The organism is Porphyrobacter sp. HT-58-2 (assembly GCF_002952215.1).
In the GTDB taxonomy this organism is placed as follows: domain Bacteria; phylum Pseudomonadota; class Alphaproteobacteria; order Sphingomonadales; family Sphingomonadaceae; genus Erythrobacter.
Window position 1 is genome coordinate 2,969,380 of sequence record NZ_CP022600.1, and the last position, 17,468, is coordinate 2,986,847.

Annotated in this window: 20 protein-coding genes and 1 tRNA gene; 8 read left to right on the forward strand and 13 right to left on the reverse strand. The window is 62.6% G+C overall.

Going from position 1 to position 17,468, the window contains the following annotated elements; genetic code table 11:
- Positions 1-4: 4 nt before the first annotated feature.
- The 4 genes from CHX26_RS14015 (at position 5) to CHX26_RS14030 (ending at position 4,166) form a co-directional block, all read left to right on the forward strand.
- Positions 5-841, forward strand: a complete 837-nt coding sequence (locus CHX26_RS14015; RefSeq protein ID WP_104942903.1) for a polysaccharide pyruvyl transferase family protein — start codon at positions 5-7, stop codon at positions 839-841.
- The gene (locus CHX26_RS14020) at positions 834-2,189 is read left to right on the forward strand and encodes a glycosyltransferase family 4 protein (RefSeq protein ID WP_104942904.1); all 1,356 of its coding nucleotides are present in this window, start codon (positions 834-836) and stop codon (positions 2,187-2,189) included. The genes CHX26_RS14015 and CHX26_RS14020 overlap by 8 nt, the downstream gene beginning before the upstream one ends.
- A gap of 99 nt (positions 2,190-2,288) precedes the next feature.
- Positions 2,289-2,957 carry a class I SAM-dependent methyltransferase gene (locus CHX26_RS14025; protein WP_104942905.1) on the forward strand — a complete coding sequence of 223 codons (669 nt, stop codon included), beginning with the start codon at positions 2,289-2,291 and terminating at the stop codon, positions 2,955-2,957.
- Positions 2,958-3,077: 120 nt separating this feature from the next.
- On the forward strand, positions 3,078-4,166 hold the full coding sequence (locus CHX26_RS14030) for a polysaccharide biosynthesis/export family protein (protein ID WP_233997174.1): 1,089 nt from the start codon (positions 3,078-3,080) through the stop codon (positions 4,164-4,166).
- Positions 4,167-4,246: 80 nt separating this feature from the next.
- On the opposite strand, the gene CHX26_RS14035 is transcribed toward CHX26_RS14030, so the two are convergent.
- The 7 genes from CHX26_RS14035 to CHX26_RS14065 all read right to left on the reverse strand — a co-directional run bounded on the left by CHX26_RS14035 (position 4,247) and on the right by CHX26_RS14065 (position 8,357).
- Positions 4,247-4,891: an NrsF family protein gene (locus tag CHX26_RS14035; RefSeq protein ID WP_104942906.1), complete on the reverse strand. Its 645-nt coding sequence runs from the start codon at positions 4,889-4,891 to the stop codon at positions 4,247-4,249.
- Between the two features lie 3 nt (positions 4,892-4,894).
- Positions 4,895-5,419, reverse strand: a complete 525-nt coding sequence (locus tag CHX26_RS14040; RefSeq protein WP_104942907.1) for a sigma-70 family RNA polymerase sigma factor — start codon at positions 5,417-5,419, stop codon at positions 4,895-4,897.
- Positions 5,416-5,874 (reverse strand): DoxX family protein, encoded by a 459-nt coding sequence (locus CHX26_RS14045; protein WP_104942908.1) that lies wholly within the window; start codon positions 5,872-5,874, stop codon positions 5,416-5,418. The genes CHX26_RS14040 and CHX26_RS14045 overlap by 4 nt, the downstream gene beginning before the upstream one ends.
- 31 nt (positions 5,875-5,905) lie before the next feature.
- Positions 5,906-6,649 (reverse strand): HvfC/BufC family peptide modification chaperone, encoded by a 744-nt coding sequence (locus CHX26_RS14050; protein WP_172449849.1) that lies wholly within the window; start codon positions 6,647-6,649, stop codon positions 5,906-5,908.
- Positions 6,636-7,541: an MNIO family bufferin maturase gene (bufB, locus tag CHX26_RS14055; protein ID WP_233997175.1), complete on the reverse strand. Its 906-nt coding sequence runs from the start codon at positions 7,539-7,541 to the stop codon at positions 6,636-6,638. The genes CHX26_RS14050 and bufB overlap by 14 nt, the downstream gene beginning before the upstream one ends.
- 19 nt (positions 7,542-7,560) lie before the next feature.
- Positions 7,561-7,857, reverse strand: a complete 297-nt coding sequence (locus CHX26_RS14060) for a BufA1 family periplasmic bufferin-type metallophore (protein WP_104942910.1) — start codon at positions 7,855-7,857, stop codon at positions 7,561-7,563.
- Positions 7,858-8,267: 410 nt separating this feature from the next.
- A tRNA-Ser gene (locus CHX26_RS14065) sits at positions 8,268-8,357 on the reverse strand.
- A gap of 184 nt (positions 8,358-8,541) precedes the next feature.
- Between CHX26_RS14065 and hspQ the strand changes: the two genes are divergently transcribed.
- Positions 8,542-8,922, forward strand: a complete 381-nt coding sequence (hspQ, locus tag CHX26_RS14070; protein ID WP_104942911.1) for a heat shock protein HspQ — start codon at positions 8,542-8,544, stop codon at positions 8,920-8,922.
- 96 nt (positions 8,923-9,018) lie between these two features.
- Here the strand turns inward: hspQ and CHX26_RS14075 are convergent, their stop codons facing one another.
- Entirely contained in the window at positions 9,019-9,924 is a 906-nt protein-coding gene (locus CHX26_RS14075) for an ABC transporter permease (protein ID WP_172449850.1), read from the reverse strand.
- A gap of 84 nt (positions 9,925-10,008) precedes the next feature.
- On the opposite strand from CHX26_RS14075, the gene CHX26_RS14080 reads away from it, so the two are divergent.
- Both CHX26_RS14080 and CHX26_RS14085 read left to right on the forward strand, forming a co-directional pair.
- Positions 10,009-10,722, forward strand: a complete 714-nt coding sequence (locus tag CHX26_RS14080) for a GcrA family cell cycle regulator (RefSeq protein WP_104942912.1) — start codon at positions 10,009-10,011, stop codon at positions 10,720-10,722.
- Between the two features lie 86 nt (positions 10,723-10,808).
- Positions 10,809-11,768 (forward strand): DUF481 domain-containing protein, encoded by a 960-nt coding sequence (locus tag CHX26_RS14085; protein ID WP_233997176.1) that lies wholly within the window; start codon positions 10,809-10,811, stop codon positions 11,766-11,768.
- A 54-nt stretch (positions 11,769-11,822) separates the two neighbouring features.
- Here the strand turns inward: CHX26_RS14085 and CHX26_RS14090 are convergent, their stop codons facing one another.
- The 5 genes from CHX26_RS14090 to CHX26_RS14110 all read right to left on the reverse strand — a co-directional run bounded on the left by CHX26_RS14090 (position 11,823) and on the right by CHX26_RS14110 (position 16,795).
- Entirely contained in the window at positions 11,823-12,503 is a 681-nt protein-coding gene (locus CHX26_RS14090) for an MnmC family methyltransferase (RefSeq protein WP_104943456.1), read from the reverse strand.
- Positions 12,504-12,574: 71 nt separating this feature from the next.
- On the reverse strand, positions 12,575-14,854 hold the full coding sequence (gene pnp / locus CHX26_RS14095; protein WP_104942914.1) for a polyribonucleotide nucleotidyltransferase: 2,280 nt from the start codon (positions 14,852-14,854) through the stop codon (positions 12,575-12,577).
- Between the two features lie 175 nt (positions 14,855-15,029).
- Positions 15,030-15,299 carry a 30S ribosomal protein S15 gene (gene rpsO / locus CHX26_RS14100; RefSeq protein WP_066524809.1) on the reverse strand — a complete coding sequence of 90 codons (270 nt, stop codon included), beginning with the start codon at positions 15,297-15,299 and terminating at the stop codon, positions 15,030-15,032.
- A gap of 12 nt (positions 15,300-15,311) precedes the next feature.
- Positions 15,312-16,223, reverse strand: coding sequence for a tRNA pseudouridine(55) synthase TruB (gene truB / locus CHX26_RS14105; RefSeq protein ID WP_104942915.1), 912 nt, complete (start codon positions 16,221-16,223; stop codon positions 15,312-15,314).
- On the reverse strand, positions 16,220-16,795 hold the full coding sequence (locus CHX26_RS14110) for a thymidine kinase (protein WP_104942916.1): 576 nt from the start codon (positions 16,793-16,795) through the stop codon (positions 16,220-16,222). Before CHX26_RS14110 ends, truB begins: the two co-directional genes overlap by 4 nt.
- A gap of 81 nt (positions 16,796-16,876) precedes the next feature.
- On the opposite strand from CHX26_RS14110, the gene CHX26_RS14115 reads away from it, so the two are divergent.
- The gene (locus tag CHX26_RS14115) at positions 16,877-17,461 is read left to right on the forward strand and encodes a YceI family protein (protein WP_104942917.1); all 585 of its coding nucleotides are present in this window, start codon (positions 16,877-16,879) and stop codon (positions 17,459-17,461) included.
- Positions 17,462-17,468 lie beyond the last annotated feature (7 nt).

Below are 17,468 nucleotides of genomic sequence, written 5' to 3' on the forward strand. Positions count from 1 at the left end.
AAGCGTGACCAGCATCATCAACTACCACCGGCTCAACACCCGAAACATCGGCGACCTGATCTGCGCGCCATCGCTCTGGATGCCGGAACTCGCCGATGCGACCCGGGACGAAATTCTCGGTTTCAAGGGAAGCGAGAATGCTTCGGTCGCCGCTGCTCAGGAATGGAAGGAGCGCCTTGCCCAAGCCGATCTCATCATTATCGGCGGCGGAGGCTTGCTGGAGATCGACTTCTTCAAGCCCGGGCTCCAGCATATTGCCGAAAACCGCAAGCCCGGCAGCCGGGCGGTCGTTTGGGGTGCAGGTCACAATAACTGGCAACTGGGCGACTGGCGCGGTCTGAAGCAAGGGCTTGATCTTGACGCCTACGGCTTCGATCTGGTCGGGGTCAGAGATACCGATTGCGGCTATGACTGGGTGCCATGCGCGTCCTGCATGGCACCGGATCTGGACGCGCCTGCAGACCCGGTCTTCGACGTGGTCATGTATGCGCACACCGGCACGATCCAGAATTCATCACGCGCCGCGGCCCTGCCTTCTGGCCTGCCGATGCTCGACAATTCCGCTCCCTTTGAACAGGTTATTCCCTTCCTCGCGAGCGGGGATCTGGTGCTTACCGACAGTTTCCACGGCATGTACTGGGCCACGTTGCTGGGCCGCAAGGTGGTGGCCTTCCCATCCTCCTCCAAATTCTACAGCATGAAGCACCCCGTGCCGCTGTGTGATCCGAGCGATTGGCAGCGTTTTGCTCCGTTGGCCCGGACCTATCCCGATGCGCTCGCAGAATGCCGGGACAGCAATCGCGCCTTTGCCGCAAAGGCATTGGGGCTGATCCATGGCTAAATTATTGATCGACGCCTATAATATCGCGCGCCCGCATGGCACGGGGGTGGCGACCTATGCGCGCAATCTTGCGCGGGCTGCGGCGGGGCTGGGACATGGGGTGAACCTGCTATTCGGCACCCGCGCGGGTCATTCGAAAAAGCAGCCCCTGCTCAACGAGATCGCGCTGGCCGAAGGCGGCGAGGGCGCCGCTGCCAATGCCCCCAGAACGCGCCTGGCCGGGCAGATCGCCGCTGCCGCGCGCGGCGTATTGTCAGCGCGACCTGCGCACGAGATTGCACTGACGGGCGAGGTGATCCTGCCCCCGAACTTGGGGCTCGATGGAGCGCGCTACTGGAACGCTGCGGAACTCTATGGCCTTGCCCATGGGGCGTTCCGCGTCACCGGGCAGTTCACGCGCGTCACCGGCATGCCCGTCACGCTGGCCCATTGGACCTATCCGCTTCCGGTCAGGGCCAAAGGTGCCGCCAATGTTTACACCTTGCACGATCTGGTGCCGCTACGCCTGCCCTACACCACGGCTGATCGCAAGAAAACCTACCTCGCGCTCTGCCAACGCATCGCGCGCGAGGCCGATCACATCCTGACAGTCTCCGAGCATTCGCGCGCCGATATCATCCGCATCCTTGGGGTGGAGGAGAAGCGCGTCACCAATCTCTACCAGTCGACCGATATTGCCGCGCTGGTCAAAGGCGTGCCGCAAGACCAGATCGCGCGCGAGGTCGAGGGGCTGCTGGGCGTCGAGATGCGCGGCTATTACCTGTTCTTCGGCGCGCTCGAACCCAAGAAGAACCTCGCCCGCCTGCTCGAAGCCCATCTTGCAAGCGGGTCGAAACACCCGCTGGTGATCGTCGGCGCACCCGGCTGGGGGAGCGAGCGGGACGTCAAGCTGCTCGAACAGCTTGCCGAGCTGGATCGCCATGACCGCATCAAGTGGCTTGGCTACCTCCCGCGCCAAACCCTGGCGACAGTGATCGCCGGCGCACGGGCGGTGGTGTTCCCATCACTCTATGAAGGCTTCGGCCTGCCAGTGCTGGAAGCCATGTCGCTCGGCACACCAGTAATTACCAGCAAGACTTCATCGCTGCCAGAGGTGGCTGGCGCGGCGGCGCTGCTGGTCGATCCGATGAAGGTGCGCGGCATGGCGCGGGCGATCCATGCCCTTGATGGTGATGATCGCGCCGTCGCAGAGCTTTCCCGGCGCGGCCTTGCACAGGCCGAAAAGTTTAGCCCGGCCGCGTATCGCGCGCGATTGGCCGATTTCTACGATGGAATTCTGGGCTGCGCGTCGCCGGCAACGGCCACCCATCCCCTGAGGCACAAGGTGGGAGCACTGCAGTTATCATGAGACGCAGAGCATCTCGGTTTCACACCGAACCGCGCCATCCGCTTCGATGAAACAACACAAACTTCAACACTGAATTAAAGCAGGAAAGGCAAGCACCCGATGTTGGATGAGAAGGACCTTCACATAGCGGTCGATCACGCCGTCAACAATCTTCGCCGGGCCGTTCGCAACGTGCGCAAATTCTCCGCCGGTCGCACGCCCAATTTCCCGCCCAGTCTGATTGATCACCCGGTTGTCCACCTGCGGGACGACCTGCTTGGAAATGCAAGGGTCTTTGCCAACCGGGAGTCAATGCTTTCTCGGATGGCATTCCCCCAAGGCGGAGTTTGCGCAGAAATCGGAACCTCCACCGGTGTTTTCGCAAAGCGGATCATCGAGGCTTTGAAGCCGCGCGAGTTGCATATCTTCGACATCGACTTCTCACGCTTTGATCAAACGATCCGCAAGCATCCCGGGGTCGCAATTCACGAAGGGGACTCGGTCAGAAATCTAGAAAAGCTGCCAGACGACTTCTTCGACTTTGTCTATGTGGACGCGGACCACTCGTACAAATCCGTCAAGGCAGAGATCGCGGTGCTGAAACGGAAGGTCAGGAACGGCGGTTATCTGATGTTCAACGATTACACCCGCTGGTCTATTTCTGAGGTTCTTTCTTACGGCGTCATGTCGGCGGTCAACGAATTTCTTGTTGAGGACAATATCCCGCTGCTTGGCATCGCACTCTCGGGAACGGGCCACTTCGATGTCGCAACCCAGATCAGGAAATAGCGATCAATGATGGCGTGGCCCCCACTTTGCGAAAAGGTTAGAGCTTTGTCTGCCGCAGGGCTCGCCGTTTTGGCGGCGGGTTGCACATCGCTCGGCGCAGCGGGCCCTTCGGCCGGTCAAGTGACCAGGATCGCCGGCCAGGCTTATGCCGGCGAACAGATCGCACTTATCGACCTCGACGCGGAGAGCCGGCAGCGCATCGCCACTTACGAACGCTCACGGGGACTTGCCCAGACGCTGGGAGACGCAGGTTCCGCAGCGTGGCTGATCGGGCCGGGTGACGCGCTGGAGATCGCCTTGTGGGAGGCCCCGCCTGCTGTTCTGTTTGGCGGCGGCGCAGTGATCCCCGGGCTCGATGCAGGCGCCCAGAGCCGCACGGTGGTCAGCCAGGTGGTCGATAGCTCGGGTGCGATAACCGTGCCCTTCGCTGGCGAGATCATGGTTGCGGGGCGCTCGACCGCCGAGGTGGAGCGCGCGATCGTACAGCGCCTGATTGGCCGCGCCAATGATCCGCAGGCCAGCGTGCGGCTTGCACAGAATGACTCGCGCAATGTCACCGTTCTTGGAGAAGTCGCGACGAGCCGCAGGGTACCGCTCGGCCCGCGAGGAGAGCGCCTGCTCGATATCATCGCCAACGCCGGAGGGCCGCGCGCCCCAGTCCACCAGACCACGGTGCAGGTAAGCCGCGGTGGCACTTCGGCCACGCTTCCGCTCGAAGCGATCATTGCCGATCCTGCGCAGAACATCAGGATGCACCCTGAAGACGTGGTGACCGTGCTGCATCAGCCTTACAGCTTCATCGCACTTGGGGCGGTGGCGCGCAGTGCGGAAATCCCGTTCGAAGGGCGCGGCATCTCGCTGGCGCAAGGGCTGGCGCGGGTGGGTGGCCTGCGTGACGACAAGGCAAGTATCCGCGGCGTGTTCGTGTTCCGCCTGGAAGATCCATTGGCGCTCGAACCGTCCCTTCGCGACCCAAGCATTGTAACCGAAGGCGGTAAGGTGCCGGTGGTCTACCGCCTTGACCTCTCCGACGCCCGCGGCTTCTTCATCGCACAGGATTTCATGATCCGCGACCAGGACGTGATCTATGTCTCAACTGCGCCGGGGGCAGAGCTACGCGAATTCATCGCCACAGTCAGCAGCCTTGCCTTCTCGGCAGTTGCCATCGGCAATGTCGTGGGCCCAGGCGGATCGGGCGGCAATCAATAGCGGCCAGATGTGGCCACAAACTGCCGGAGATCGGGTAGCGAACAGATCGGGCGGGTAATCAGACGCACCAAAGTCGGCGCTTACCAGCGCACCAGCGGCGGCACGATGACACGGCCCAGGCCCGCCATCAGCAGCACGACGCCGCTATGCCAGATCCCGATATGGACAATGTCATTATCCGCGCAATGCAGCGAGAAGGCAAAGATACCGATGCTCCCGGCCGCAACGCCGCTGAGCAGGCCAGCCCGGTCAGGCGCGGTAGGAGCTCCCTTGCGCAGCCATATTGCCAGGATTGCCAGCACCAAAAGTGATGAACCTCCCCCGATCACCAGGCATTCTACCCCGTGCGCGATGCTTTCGCGCGCCAGAATGTCGCTCCCGCCGCCTAGCCCGACAATGATCGCTGCTGCCGGCAATAAACCCGCCATCGTCGCTGCCCAAAGCCAGCCACTATGATCATTGCCCACCTGAGGGCGGCTCATCACGATGACTGTGACCGCCGCTGCCATGCCCAGCACCAGAAACAGGCCGGCTGCAATGAGATGGACAGGATCAAACTGTCCAGCCAGCAAATCGGCGCGCATGCCGAATACGGCGACCACCGCCAGCGTCGTTAACGCGCCGCCTGCCACGGCAAGGCCCAACCCTCTTGCAAAGCGCAAGGGCTTCACAGGCTGGAGATCGCCGACCAGACTGGCAATCAAGGCATCATTTTCTGGGGTCATGTGTCAGGCTTTCTCGACCGTGTGGGCCAGCTTTCTGAGGCCGCGGTGAATATTGACTTTGACGAGGGATTGGCTTTGCCCGGTCGCCTCGGCTGCTTCGGCAATGCTGAGCCCTTCGATCTTGACCAGCGCAATGGCGCGGGCCTGTGCATCCGGCAAGATGCCAAGCAGCCGATCAAGGCTGATCCGCGCGGCAATCGCGGGTTCTTCGTCCAGCCCTTCATAATCGGTCACCAGCTCGCATTCGTCGGCTCGGTACAAACGGCGCAAGTGATCGACCCAGCGATACCGCGCAATCGCTGCCAACCAGGGCAGGAACGGGCGGGTGGAATCCCAGCTGGCCCGCTTGTTGTGCAGCGCCATCAGCGTCTCCTGCACCAGATCATCAAGCTGTGCTGGCGCAATCCGGCGGCTGTAATAGCGCCGCAGCCAGGCTTGGCATTCGGTAAGCAGCGTGGCGTAGGCTTGGCGATCGCCTTTTTGCGACATCGCCATCAATCGGGCGAGCGAGGCCTCGTCGGCTCTCATTTGCCGCGCGCCTTCACCAGAGCCGCATCAAGGGCAAGCCGCCCGCCGCCCTGCGTGATCAGAATCAGCGTCAGTGCTGCCCACAGCGCGTGCACACTCCACCAGGCATCGGGATAAACAAATATCTGGATGACCAGCGTCATCCCCAGCAAGGCGAGCGCTGAAAGCCGCGTGAACAGGCCGAAGACAAGCAGGATCGGAAAGACATGCTCCGACATCGTCGCTGTCACCGCTGCAATGTCGCTCGGCAGGGGAACGCCTGCATATTCCTCGGCGAACAGGAAGTAGGTGGTGTCGCTGATGCTAAGCCAGCTGCCCTCTTCGACCTTGGTACGGGCCGAACGCCAGAAGATCCCGGCCAGCACAATGCGGGTCAGGAGCAGCGCAAGGCTTCGCAAGGCAACACCGCTGACCCATGCAGCGGCACGATCATAGTGGGACAGAATGGCTTGCACGATATTTCCTTAATAGCTCGCAACACCGTGATCACGCTGCAATCAGCGCGCCGGCTGTGATAATGGCAGCGAGCGACTGCATCATGGCATCGGCCTGCGCTGCTGCGTCATCGGGGCATTCGCGGCTCTGCCGGAGAAGGTTACCGATGGTGACGGGATTTTCTGCGGCGGCCAGCACGTCTGCCATCAGCACGCTGGCAGGGGATACCAGCACATCGGCGTCGGGGCGGGCGATCAGAATGGCATCGGCATCGGCCACGCCGGGAACCTCTGCACCAATCACGCGCTGCACCAGCGGCGCAAACCGCCCGGCACAGGCCGCAGGATGGCGCTGCACCACGCAATCGAGCAAGGCTTCGGGCGCGAGGCCCGCGAGCTGTTCAAGCTTCAGCGGGACAGCATCGGCGGCGTGATAGGATGTAAGCCAGCACCATTCGAAGCGCGCCATATCGGCAACCCCTGCGCTTTCGCCAGCATCGCTCAAGAACGCATCAAAGCCTGCACCAATCTGTCCCAGCGCCGCCGCAGTCCTGCCCGGCTGCACAATGAACCGCCTCGATAGCGCGTTGAAAGATTCATGCCCCAGCATGTCCCGCGTGCGCGGAAATGTATCTTCCAGCGCCACCAGCCGGGCATGGGAAATGGTGTTGGCGTGCACTTTCATCCCCGCCAGCACGCGTTCGGGCAAACCGGCAAACAAGCCTTCTGGCAAATAGGCCGGGCCATGATCGAGCGCCTGCATCACAGCGCTCTGCCCGCCATCAAGCCAGCGCATGGGATCGTTCCTGCCGGGCCGCTGAGGCCGTGATGATCGCGCCTGCCCTAGCCGCTTCGCCGAGCAGAACATCGAAGGCAGGCACATCCGTATCCCATTCGATCAGCACGGGGCGCGGGCCGGCACGTTGCACGAATCTCTCGAACAGTCGCCATGTCTCGCCTGACACGGGCGAGCCGTGATCATCGATCAGCAAACGCCCATGCGCGTGATCTTCGCTGGCATGACCTGCCAAGTGAACCTCGCCCACCAGCGCCGGATCAATCGCATCCAGCATGGCACCGGCATCAAGACCGAGATTGGCGGCGGAAACTTCGATATTGTTGATGTCGAGCAACAGCCCGCAACCGGTGCGGATGCACAGCGCATGGAGAAACTCCGCCTCGGACATCTCGTCGCCTGCAAAAGCAAGATAGCGCGAAGGGTTCTCGATCAGGATCGTGCGCGCAAGGCGATCCTGCACGCGGGCGACTTGCCCTGCAAAATGATGGAGCGCGTCTTGGGTGTAGGGCAACGGCAACAGATCGGGATAACGATTGGAAGCGCTGCCGCTCCAGCTCAGGTGATCGGAAACCATGGCCGGCGCATAGCGATCGCATAGCACGGCAAGCTGATCCAGCTCGTGCAGATTGACGCCATCGGCGCTGCCAAGTGACAAGCCGACCGAATGGAAGCTGAGCGGGACGCGTTCGGCAAAGGCGCTGAGCCAACGATGTGGCGGGCCACCTGCGCCAAAATAGTTTTGCGGATGAACTTCGAACCAAGCGGGAATGTATCCCGCAGGGTGGATGCTGGCCGACACGGACTCAAGCGCCTCGGCATAATGCTGAGGTTTGAGGCCGACCCCTGCGAGGCGGGGGAGAGAGCGCGGGGTTGGCATATCAGCCAGCATCCGGGGCGACCCGAGGGCGTCAGGCCTTCGGGGGAACAGGCTTGGCATTGCCCGCCTTGGCGGTCAGCGATCCGCCCATCTTCACGCATTCGCCCTTGCCGACATATTTCCAGGCGTTGCCTTGATAATCGACCGTCGAGGTACCGGCGCAGCTTGTGCCGGGGCCGGCGGCGCAATCATTCTTGCCCTTGAGCGATACGCCATAGCACTTTTCCTTGGCGCCCTTGTTCTGCGCAACGGCGGGGGATGCGGCGATCAGGGACGCGGCAGCGAGGCTGGCGAGCGATGCCGCAGCAATGGCGAGGGATGATTTCATGACGATTCCTTTCACGTATCCTGGGTGGGCCTTGCTGGCTCACATGAACCCGTTCGACGCCGCGTGTGTGAAGGTTACACTTGCGGTCAAAACGCCGACCACGAAGTCTTCGCCAAGGGTCTCGTTTCGCGAATCTGTTTTTTGCAGCACAGGGAGGCGACCGCTTCGGGGCGCTTGCCGAATGGCAACTATGCGGCGGTGACGTGCCACAAGCGGTTCAAGACGCACGGCAGAGCCAATTCCGGCAAGCCTGTCCGCCGCCAGCCTCTAACATTACTGCCGTGATCAATGCGGCCTGTCACGACGCGGTTCATTTGTCCCGACCGAAATTCCCCATTGCCCCCGCACCAGGGAGCCTCACTTGGAACCAGCCGGAACACCGATAAATTAGGTCGCCAATCATGGATGTGTGGCGGAGAGGGTGGGATTCGAACCCACGTTACCGTTGCCGGTAAACCGCATTTCGAGTGCGGCGCATTCGACCACTCTGCCACCTCTCCGCGAGGCCTGACACGCCCTGTAATTGGCCGCCTGGTCGAAGGCGGCAGGGCGACAGGAAGCGCGCCCGTTAGCCCAAGGCGTAAGGCTTGCCAAGACCCGCAAGCATACAAAATGCGGGCATATCCGGCACACCGCGCGGATGCCGTGCTTGTTTTGCGGCACGAAACATCCATATTGGCCGCCATGGAACGCGCAGAGTTCTTTTCGAGTCAGGCGGGCCGCACCATTGTCGCCCCGCGCCAGACCCGCGCCCGCTTCAGCATTGGCGATGTGGTGCGCCATCGGCTCTTTGCGTTTCGCGGGGTTGTCTTCGACATCGATCCGGTCTTTGCCAATTCGGAAGAATGGTATCAGTCGATCCCGGAAGACATGCGCCCTCGCCGCGATCAGCCCTTTTACCACCTGCTCGCCGAGAACGAGGACTCATCTTACGTTGCCTACGTCAGTCAGGGCAATCTGCTCGCTGACCCGCAGGGTGGGCCGGTTGACCATCCGACTGTCCGACAGCTGTTCGACAGCTTCAAGGATGGCCGGTACAAGATGCGCAGGTCTCTGACGCACTGATGCTTGCGGCAAGCCATCCGGCTTGCCGTACCTCGCAAAGGCTCGGGCGCGCGGTCGCGCTGGCGGGCCTTTGGCCAGAATACGGGAATGGCTTTCCTAGCTCTTCAGCTTCCACCCGCTGCGCAGCACCGCATAGACAGCAGCTGCCAGTCCAATATTCAGCGTCAGCAATCCTCCCGCTGCGGTGATGACTTCGCTGCTCTGGCCTATGTCGCTGGTACCGAGAAAGCCGTAGCGAAAACCTGAAATCACGTAGAAGAAGGGGTTGAGACGGCTCACCCACTGAAACGCCGGGTCGAGATTGTCGATCACGTAGAACGTCCCCGACAGCAGCGACAAAGGCGCGATGATGAAATTGGTGATCGCCGCGTTGTGATCGAACTTCTCTGCCCAGATCGAGGTGGCAAGGCCAAGCGTTGCCAGCATCAGCGATCCCATCAGCGCAAACCACACCAACGCCCAGACATGCGTCACGGCCAGCGACACTCCCGGCCACAAGGCCATCGCCAGGGCAACGGTGCAGCCCACCGCCACAGCACGAGTAATCGCTGCAGCGAGAATCCCGCCCATCAGCTCCCCTGGCGAAAGCGGCGGCATGAGAAGGTCGATGATCGTGCCTTGCATCTTGCCGGAGAGCAGCGAGAAGCTGGAATTGGCAAAGGCATTCTGCATCATCGCCATCACGATCAGCCCCGGCGCGACGAAGGTGGCAAACGGCACGCCAAGCACCTCCCGGCCCTCGCGCCCCAGCGCAATAGTGAAGATCACCAGAAACAGCAGCGTCGTGAAGGCAGGCGCCCAGATCGTCTGCGTCTGCACCTTGAGAAACCGGCGCACCTCCTTCATATAGAGCGCGAACAAACCCACACGGTTGATGCCTGTGATAATCGGCTGCCCACGAGGGGCAAACGGCGCGCGACCGCTGGTCTTGTGTTCGGCCGCTTTTTCAGTCACGGAGGCGGACAGAGGCATGGGTTGCACTGGCGGAGCAGGTTCGGTCATGGCCCGGATGCCTAGGCTGCACAGGGCTCGCTGACAAGCATCGGCCCCAACCGCGGCGGCCAGACACAGGAACAGGTAGAATACATGAGCTGGACGGATGAGCGCATCGGGACGTTGCGCAAAATGTGGGAAGGCGGCGCAACCGCAAGCGAGATCGCCGCTGAACTCGGCGGCGTGAGCCGCAATGCGGTGATCGGCAAGGCCCACCGGCTCGGCCTCAAGGCGCGCCCTTCTCCGGTCAAGGCCAACGAAAAGAAAAAGGCATCGACCCCGGCCAAGAAGACTGCCGCACCTGCCGCCGCGTCTGCCCGCCCCGCCGCCGCGGCCGAACCGCGCGCAGAAGCGGCTGAACCCGCCGAGCGCCTTGCGCCGCGTTCCGCTGCTCCTGCTTCGCGGAGCGGGGACAACAGCGGTCAGGCTGCTTCGCTGTCGCAGCCGGTTCCCAACCCGCAAGCTGATCTTCCCAAGATCGTTTCGGTCGGCCCTGGTGGCTTCCTGCGGCAAGGCCCGGGCGATCAGCAGGCCCCGATCCCCCCTGCGCCGCCACGTCGGCTTGTCCCTGCCAAGCCAAGCCCTGAAATCGCAGGAAAGACCAGCCTGCTGGATCTGTCGGACAAGGTCTGTCGCTGGCCGATGGGACATCCGGGTGAACCGGATTTCCATTTCTGCGGTGAGCCGGTGAACCCAGGCTTTCCCTATTGCGTCGAGCATTGCGGCCGGGCCTATCAGGCTCAGCTGCCGCGCGGCGTACGCCGTCCCCCTCCGCCCCTGCCCTTCGGTGGACCGCGGGTCCGCTAGCCCCCCAGGGATGCCGCAAGGTTTGGTCTGGCCTGGCTGACACCGTCCGGCACTCACCTGCAAACACGGCCGAGAGGACCCTCAAAGTGAATTCCGTAACCTGTCTGTCCATGGCCGGGCTTACAGCGGTGACGTTCTTGTGGTCGACACCAGCTCTGGCCGAATTGCCTGAGCCGGTGCGTGCCATGCTCGATGCAGCCATTGCCACCGGCGATGAAAGCAAGGTTCGCACTGTCGCGGAGATCGCTCGCACTACCAATCCGACGGATGGCCAGGAAATCGACGCTATCCTCGCGATCTTCGAAGCCGAAGTCGCTGCGCGCAGGCAGGCCGAAGCAGCTGAGAAAGAAGCCAAGATCCGATCCGCAAGCCTGTTCGAAAACTGGGCGGGCAAGGGTGAGTTTGGCGCTTTCCGGGCCACTGGCAATTCTTCCAACACCGGCATCACTGCTGGCCTGACCATGAACCGGCAAGGGATCGACTGGCGTCACAACCTAACCGGGCGGGTCGATTACCAGCGCGCCAATGGCGTTACCACGCGTGAGCAGTTCCTCGGCCGGTACGAACCCAATGTGAACATTTCCGACCGCTTCTACGCCTATGCCCTCGCGCAATATGAGCGCGACCGGTTTCAGGGCTTTTCGGGACGCTACGCCATTTCTGGCGGGATCGGCTATCAGGCGCTGAAGAAGGACGACATTCAGCTCTCGCTCAAGGCTGGCCCGGCCTACCGCATTACCGAGTTCGTCGACGGGCGCAGCGAAAGCCGCATTGCGGGGCTTGTCGGGATTGATTTCGACTGGAGCATCACCGACCGGCTGAAATTGACGCAAGACACCAATGCGGTTGCGGAAACCGGCGGGTCGGCAGTGGCGATCATCGATTCGCGCAATACCACCCTCGATCTGATCACGGGCCTTAACGCAACGATCAGCAGCAAGCTGTCAGCACGGTTTTCCTACGCGATCGAATATGACAGCAACCCGCCGCCGGGCGCGGTGCAGACCGATACGCTGAGCCGCGTTACGCTGATCTACGACTTCTGAATCAGGGTTCGCTGCCGCGAACCGCAGACCTCCCAAGCTTGAAAGGCTCGGGTTTCAGCTCTTCTGGGCAAACCAGATGACGTGATGCGCACCCTTGTTGTTGGGGCGCGAGCGGATGCCGCGTTCCTCGACCTCCAGCCCTGCATCCTTCAACCGCTTGCGGAAGGCCGGATCGGGCGCGGCTGACCACACGCTGAGAATCCCGCCCGGCTTCAACGCATCGCGCGCCTTGGCAAGGCCGGTGCGCGAATAGAGCCGGTTGTTTTCATGCCGCACCAGCCCGTCGGGGCCATTGTCGACATCAAGCAGGATTGCGTCGAACTTGTCGCAGGTGCCGTCATTGGCATCGTCGATCAGCGCGGCAACATCGCAGATCTTGAGGTTGAGGCGCGGGTCGGACAGGCTGTCGCCGGTCAGCTCGGCCATCGGCCCGCGCGCCCAGTCGACGATCTTTTCCGATATTTCGGCAATCACGATCTGCGCCTTCGCGCCGAGCTTGGCGGCGGCGGCGCGATAGGTGAAGCCCATGCCGTAGCCGCCGATCAGGATGCGGGCATTGTCCTTGCCCAGCCGGTCGATGGTGAGCTCGGCCAGCTGTTCCTCCGAAAACCGCATCCGCGTGCTCATCAACTCGTTGCGGCCGAGCACGATCATGAAATCGCGGCCATGGCTGAACAGTTCGAGCAGGACACCGTCCTCGATCTGGGTGGTGTCTATCAGTTCACGTTTGAGCATCTGGATAATCCCAAAAACAAGGCCGCCCGGATCGCTCCGGGCGGCCAATGTTCATACCTCTTGCGAGGCGCTTAGTCCTTCAGGAAGTCGGGGAGACCCGCCGGACCGCTGTCGCGCTCGCGGCCGCCACGATCGCCGCCGCGTCCGCCGCGATCGCCACCGCGACCACGGTCGCCACCGCCGCGCGGCCCGCGACGATCACCACGGTCACCGCGCGGCTCGCGCGGTTCGCGGGGCGGACGGGTGTCTTCCAGCTCTTCGCCGGTTTCCTGATCGACGACGCGCATCGACAGGCGGACCTTGCCGCGTTGGTCGATCTCGAGCACCTTGACCTTCACTTCCATGCCTTCGGAGACGACATCGGTCGGCTTCTCGACACGCTCGTTCTTCATTTCGCTGACGTGGACGAGACCGTCCTTGCCGCCCATGAAGTTCACGAAGGCACCGAAATCGACGATGTTGACGACCTTGCCGGTGTAGATCTTGCCGACTTCGGCTTCCTCGACAATGCCGAGGATCCACTTCTTCGCCGCTTCGATCTCGTCGAGGTTCGAGGACGAGATCTTGATCACGCCTTCATCGTCGATGTCGACCTTGGCGCCGGTTTCGGCGACGATCTCGCGGATCACCTTGCCGCCGGTGCCGATGACGTCACGGATCTTCGACTTGTCGATCTGGATCGTCTCGATGCGCGGGGCGTGCTTGCTGACTTCGGTGCGGGCACCGGTCAGCGCCTTGGCCATTTCACCCAGGATGTGCTGGCGACCGGCCTTGGCCTGCTCCAGCGCCTTGGCCATGATTTCCTGCGTGATGCCGGCAACCTTGATGTCCATCTGCATCGTGGTGATGCCTTCGGCGGTCCCGGCAACCTTGAAGTCCATGTCGCCGAGGTGGTCTTCATCGCCCAGAATGTCCGAGAGGACAGCGAATTCGTCACCTTCGAGGATCAGGCCCATGGCGATGCCCGACACCGGAGCCTTCACCGGAACGCCCGCGTCCATCATCGACAGACAGCCGCCGCACACCGTCGCCATCGAGGACGAGCCGTTGGACTCGGTGATGTCCGACAGCACGCGGATGGTGTAGGGGAAATCTTCCTTGCTCGGCAGCACCGGGTTGAGCGCGCGCCATGCGAGCTTGCCGTGACCGACTTCGCGGCGACCCGGCGCGCCGAAGCGGCCCACTTCACCGACCGAATAGGGCGGGAAGTTGTAGTGCAGCATGAAGCTGGAATAGCTGAGGCCTTCCAGACCGTCGATCATCTGCTCGCTGTCCTTGGTGCCGAGCGTGGTGGTGCAGATCGCCTGGGTCTCGCCACGGGTGAACAGCGAAGAGCCGTGGGTGCGCGGCAGGAAGCCCACAATGGCTTCGATCGGGCGGACCTGATCGAGCTTGCGGCCATCGATGCGCGAACCTTCCTTGAGGATGGCGGTGCGGACGATGTCGGCTTCCACCTTCTTCATGGTCTTGATCGCGACCATCTGGGTCTGCGGGGTTTCGTCGGCGAAGGCCGCCTTGGCCTTGGCCCGCGCCTCGTTCAGCGCGTTCGAACGCGCCGACTTGTCGGTGAGCTTGTAGGCCGCGGCGATATCGGCGCCGACCAGTTCCTTGAGCTTCGCCTTGATGTCGGCGGTGTTATCGGAAAGGTCGACTTCCCACGGATCCTTGGCGGCCTTTTCGGCGAGCTCGATGATCGCGCCGATCACCTTGCGGATCTCGTCATGCGCGAACATGACGGCGCCGAGCATTTCGTCCTCGGTCAGTTCCTTGGCTTCGGATTCGACCATCATCACGGCCTTGTCGGTCGCGGCGACCACGAGGTCGAGACGGCCTTCGGCGAGTGCCTTGTCCTGCTTCGGGTTGAGCGTGTACTCGCCGTCGACATAACCGACGCGCGCAGCACCGATCGGGCCCATGAAAGGTACGCCCGAGATCGTCAGCGCAGCAGACGCCGCGATCATCGCCACGATATCAGCCTCAGTCTCGCCGTCGAACGACAGGACCTGCGCGATCACGTTGATTTCGTTGTAGAAGCCTTCGGGGAACAGCGGACGGATCGGACGGTCGATCAACCGGCTGGTGAGCGTTTCCTTCTCGGTCGCGCCGCGTTCACGCTTGAAGAAGCCGCCCGGGATACGACCGGCGGCGGAGAACTTTTCCTGATAGTGGACGGTGAGCGGGAAGAAATCCTGCCCTTCCTTCACCGACTTGGCGGCGGTCACGGCGCACAGCACCACGGTTTCGCCATAGGTCGCCAGAACGGCGCCATCGGCCTGACGGGCAATACGCCCGGTTTCCAGAGTGAGGGTCTTTCCGCCCCACTCCAGCGATACGGTTTTCGTGTCGAACATTGGTTTTCCTTCTGACCCGCGCGGCCATATTGCCATCGCGGGGCCTCATGTGCCGGGGAAACAACCGTCCCGGTCCGGTGCGGGGCACTGGTTTGGCCCCAAGGCAACAGGCCGGATGCCTGCTAGCCCCAATGCAAAAAAGGCGGCCCTTTCGAGCCGCCCTTTCGCTAAACTCTTACTTACGCAGACCCAGCTTCTGGATCAGGGCGTTGTAGCGCTCGACGTCCTTCTTCTTGAGATAGGCGAGCAGCGTGCGACGCTTGTTGACCATCATCAGCAGGCCACGGCGCGAGTGGTTGTCCTTGTGGTGATCCTTGAAGTGCTCGGTGAGGTTGCGGATGCGCTCGGTCAGGATCGCGACCTGGACTTCCGGGCTGCCGGTGTCCTTGGGATCACGGGCGTTCGAGGCAATGACTTCCTGCTTCTTTTCGGCGGTCACCGACATAGTTTTTCTCTCTTACTCAGCGACATCGGGAAGGTTGAAACCCCTGACGACCGTGGCCGTCCCATCCGAAATTTCCATCAGCGCGACCGGGACAGAGCCCAGTTTCGCAAGGTAGAGCCCGGATGATTGGGGCATGCCAGACAGCACCCGGCCCTGTCGGACCGCCTGCGCGCTTGTCTGGTCGAGGGTAAGGGCCGGGATGTCGTCCAGCCCCGCCTCTAGCGGCAGGAGGAGGTGTTCAAGGCCCCGGCCCTTAGCGGTTTGCTCCAGTTTGTCCAGCGAAATCGCTTGGCTTTCGAGGAACGGCCCGGCCTTAATGCGTCTGAGATAGGTGACATGCCCGCAGGTGCCCAGCGCGTGGGCGATGTCCCGCGCGAGGGACCGGATATAGGTGCCTTTGGAGACGTGGGCTTCAAGCGTTACCTCATCCAGATCGTCACCCCGGCGCAGGTTGAGGGCGTGGATCGTGACTTGACGCGCCTTCAGCGCCACCGCCTCCCCCGCGCGCGCCAAATCATAGGCGCGCTGGCCGCCGACCTTGAGCGCCGAGTACGCTGGCGGCACTTGCTCGATTGCGCCGGTGAAGCGCGGCAGGATCGCTTCAACCTCGGCCAGCGTCGGGCGCGCATCGCTGGTGGCAATCACCGGCCCCTCGGTATCGAGCGTGTCAGTTTCCGCCCCGAACTTTACCGTAAAGGCATAAATCTTGTCGCTATCGAGCATCCGCCCGGCAAGTTTCGTCGCCTCGCCCAGCGCGATCGGCAGCACGCCTTCGGCCAGCGGATCGAGCGTCCCGCCGTGGCCAACCTTGGTCTTCGCATAACCGTTTGCGCGCAGCACCCGCTTGACCGCGCTCACGCCTTGCGTGCTGCCCATGCCGCGCGGCTTGTCGAGAATCAGCCAGCCGGAAAGGGGTGTCGTCATCCCCGCAGCGCCTCCGAAAAATGCTTGCGGCACAGCGCCACATAGCGGTCATTCCCGCCAATCTCGGTCTGTTGGCCCTGCCGCACCGCCGCGCCGCTTTCATCGACCCGCAGGTTCATCGTCGCCTTACGGCCACAGTGACACACGGCCTTGAGCTCCACCAGCGCATCCGCGATCCCCAGCAGGACGGCAGATCCGGGGAACAGCGCACCCTGAAAATCGGTCCTGAGGCCATAGCACAGCACCGGAATGCCACCCTCGTCCGCCAGCCGCGCGAGCTGCCACACCTGTTCGGCGGTCAGGAACTGCGCCTCGTCCACCAGCACACAGTCGAGCGGCTGGACCTTGTGCGCGGCGCTGATAATCGCCCACAGGTCAGTCTCGGTCGTGAACTTGTGCGCCGCGCTCTCCAGCCCGATGCGGCTCTTGACTTGCCCTCCCGAGCGGCTGTCGAGCGCCGCAGTCCACAGCATCGTCGTCATGCCGCGTTCGCGGTAATTGAAGTCCGCCTGCAACAGGTGCGAGGATTTGCCGGCATTCATGCTGGCGTAGTAGAAATAGAGCTTGGCCATGGCAGAGGCCTACCCCCTGACAGTGCCGCGTGCGAGCGCGGACTTGAACCTTTTGCCCGGTTCGTGCGTATTCCCTCAGAGATGATCGGTCGCAGCCTTCCTTTCCGGGTTCTGTTTGTGCCGCTGCTGGCGCTGTTCGCGCTCGCCAACAGCGCGGGCGTGCCGCAGCGCTACACGCTCGATGCGTCAGCCAGCAATGTCTCGGCGCAAGTCCCGTTCTTCGGGCTCGCCAGCAAGACCGCACGCTTTCCCCGGATGCAGGGCGCGGTGACGATCGTGCCGGGCGCGCCGGAGCAAGCGGTAATCGACGTGACCTTCGATGCCACCGCGATCGAGGCTCCGGACTCCGTCACCCTCGCGCGGCTGCGGGGCGAGAAGTTCTTCTGGGTCGAGAAATACCCCACGATTCGATTTCTTGGCCTTTCGCTCGATCTGGAAAGCCCGACCCGCGGGACGGTGACAGGCGAGCTGACCGCGCGCGGCGTGACCCGCCCTGCCATGCTCAAAGTGGTCTTTGACGGCGATCCGCTCGCGCTGGCTGGCAAGCCCGTAAGCTTCACCGGGACGACAACCATCGACCGGCGGCAGTTTGGCATGAAAAGCTATCAGCTGATCGTGGGCAACAAGGTCGACATCACGCTGAAGGCGCGGATGGTGCCGAAGTAGCGCGCCC

What these genes read in the sequence shown, in the direction of transcription:
- CHX26_RS14090 (WP_104943456.1), bottom strand. Translation starts at nt 12,503, where the DNA reads ATGCTCAAACGTGAACTGATAGACACCACCCAGATCGAGGACGGTGTC.
- bufB (WP_233997175.1), bottom strand. Translation starts at nt 7,541, where the DNA reads ATGCTGGCTGATATGCCAACCCCGCGCTCTCTCCCCCGCCTCGCAGGG.
- CHX26_RS14025 (WP_104942905.1), top strand. Translation starts at nt 2,289, where the DNA reads ATGTTGGATGAGAAGGACCTTCACATAGCGGTCGATCACGCCGTCAAC.
- CHX26_RS14060 (WP_104942910.1), bottom strand. Translation starts at nt 7,857, where the DNA reads ATGAAATCATCCCTCGCCATTGCTGCGGCATCGCTCGCCAGCCTCGCT.
- CHX26_RS14040 (WP_104942907.1), bottom strand. Translation starts at nt 5,419, where the DNA reads ATGAGAGCCGACGAGGCCTCGCTCGCCCGATTGATGGCGATGTCGCAA.
- CHX26_RS14115 (WP_104942917.1), top strand. Translation starts at nt 16,877, where the DNA reads ATGATCGGTCGCAGCCTTCCTTTCCGGGTTCTGTTTGTGCCGCTGCTG.
- CHX26_RS14080 (WP_104942912.1), top strand. Translation starts at nt 10,009, where the DNA reads ATGAGCTGGACGGATGAGCGCATCGGGACGTTGCGCAAAATGTGGGAA.
- rpsO (WP_066524809.1), bottom strand. Translation starts at nt 15,299, where the DNA reads ATGTCGGTGACCGCCGAAAAGAAGCAGGAAGTCATTGCCTCGAACGCC.
- CHX26_RS14110 (WP_104942916.1), bottom strand. Translation starts at nt 16,795, where the DNA reads ATGGCCAAGCTCTATTTCTACTACGCCAGCATGAATGCCGGCAAATCC.
- CHX26_RS14035 (WP_104942906.1), bottom strand. Translation starts at nt 4,891, where the DNA reads ATGACCCCAGAAAATGATGCCTTGATTGCCAGTCTGGTCGGCGATCTC.
- hspQ (WP_104942911.1), top strand. Translation starts at nt 8,542, where the DNA reads ATGGAACGCGCAGAGTTCTTTTCGAGTCAGGCGGGCCGCACCATTGTC.
- CHX26_RS14075 (WP_172449850.1), bottom strand. Translation starts at nt 9,924, where the DNA reads ATGACCGAACCTGCTCCGCCAGTGCAACCCATGCCTCTGTCCGCCTCC.
- truB (WP_104942915.1), bottom strand. Translation starts at nt 16,223, where the DNA reads ATGACGACACCCCTTTCCGGCTGGCTGATTCTCGACAAGCCGCGCGGC.
- pnp (WP_104942914.1), bottom strand. Translation starts at nt 14,854, where the DNA reads ATGTTCGACACGAAAACCGTATCGCTGGAGTGGGGCGGAAAGACCCTC.
- CHX26_RS14050 (WP_172449849.1), bottom strand. Translation starts at nt 6,649, where the DNA reads ATGCGCTGGCTTGATGGCGGGCAGAGCGCTGTGATGCAGGCGCTCGAT.
- CHX26_RS14020 (WP_104942904.1), top strand. Translation starts at nt 834, where the DNA reads ATGGCTAAATTATTGATCGACGCCTATAATATCGCGCGCCCGCATGGC.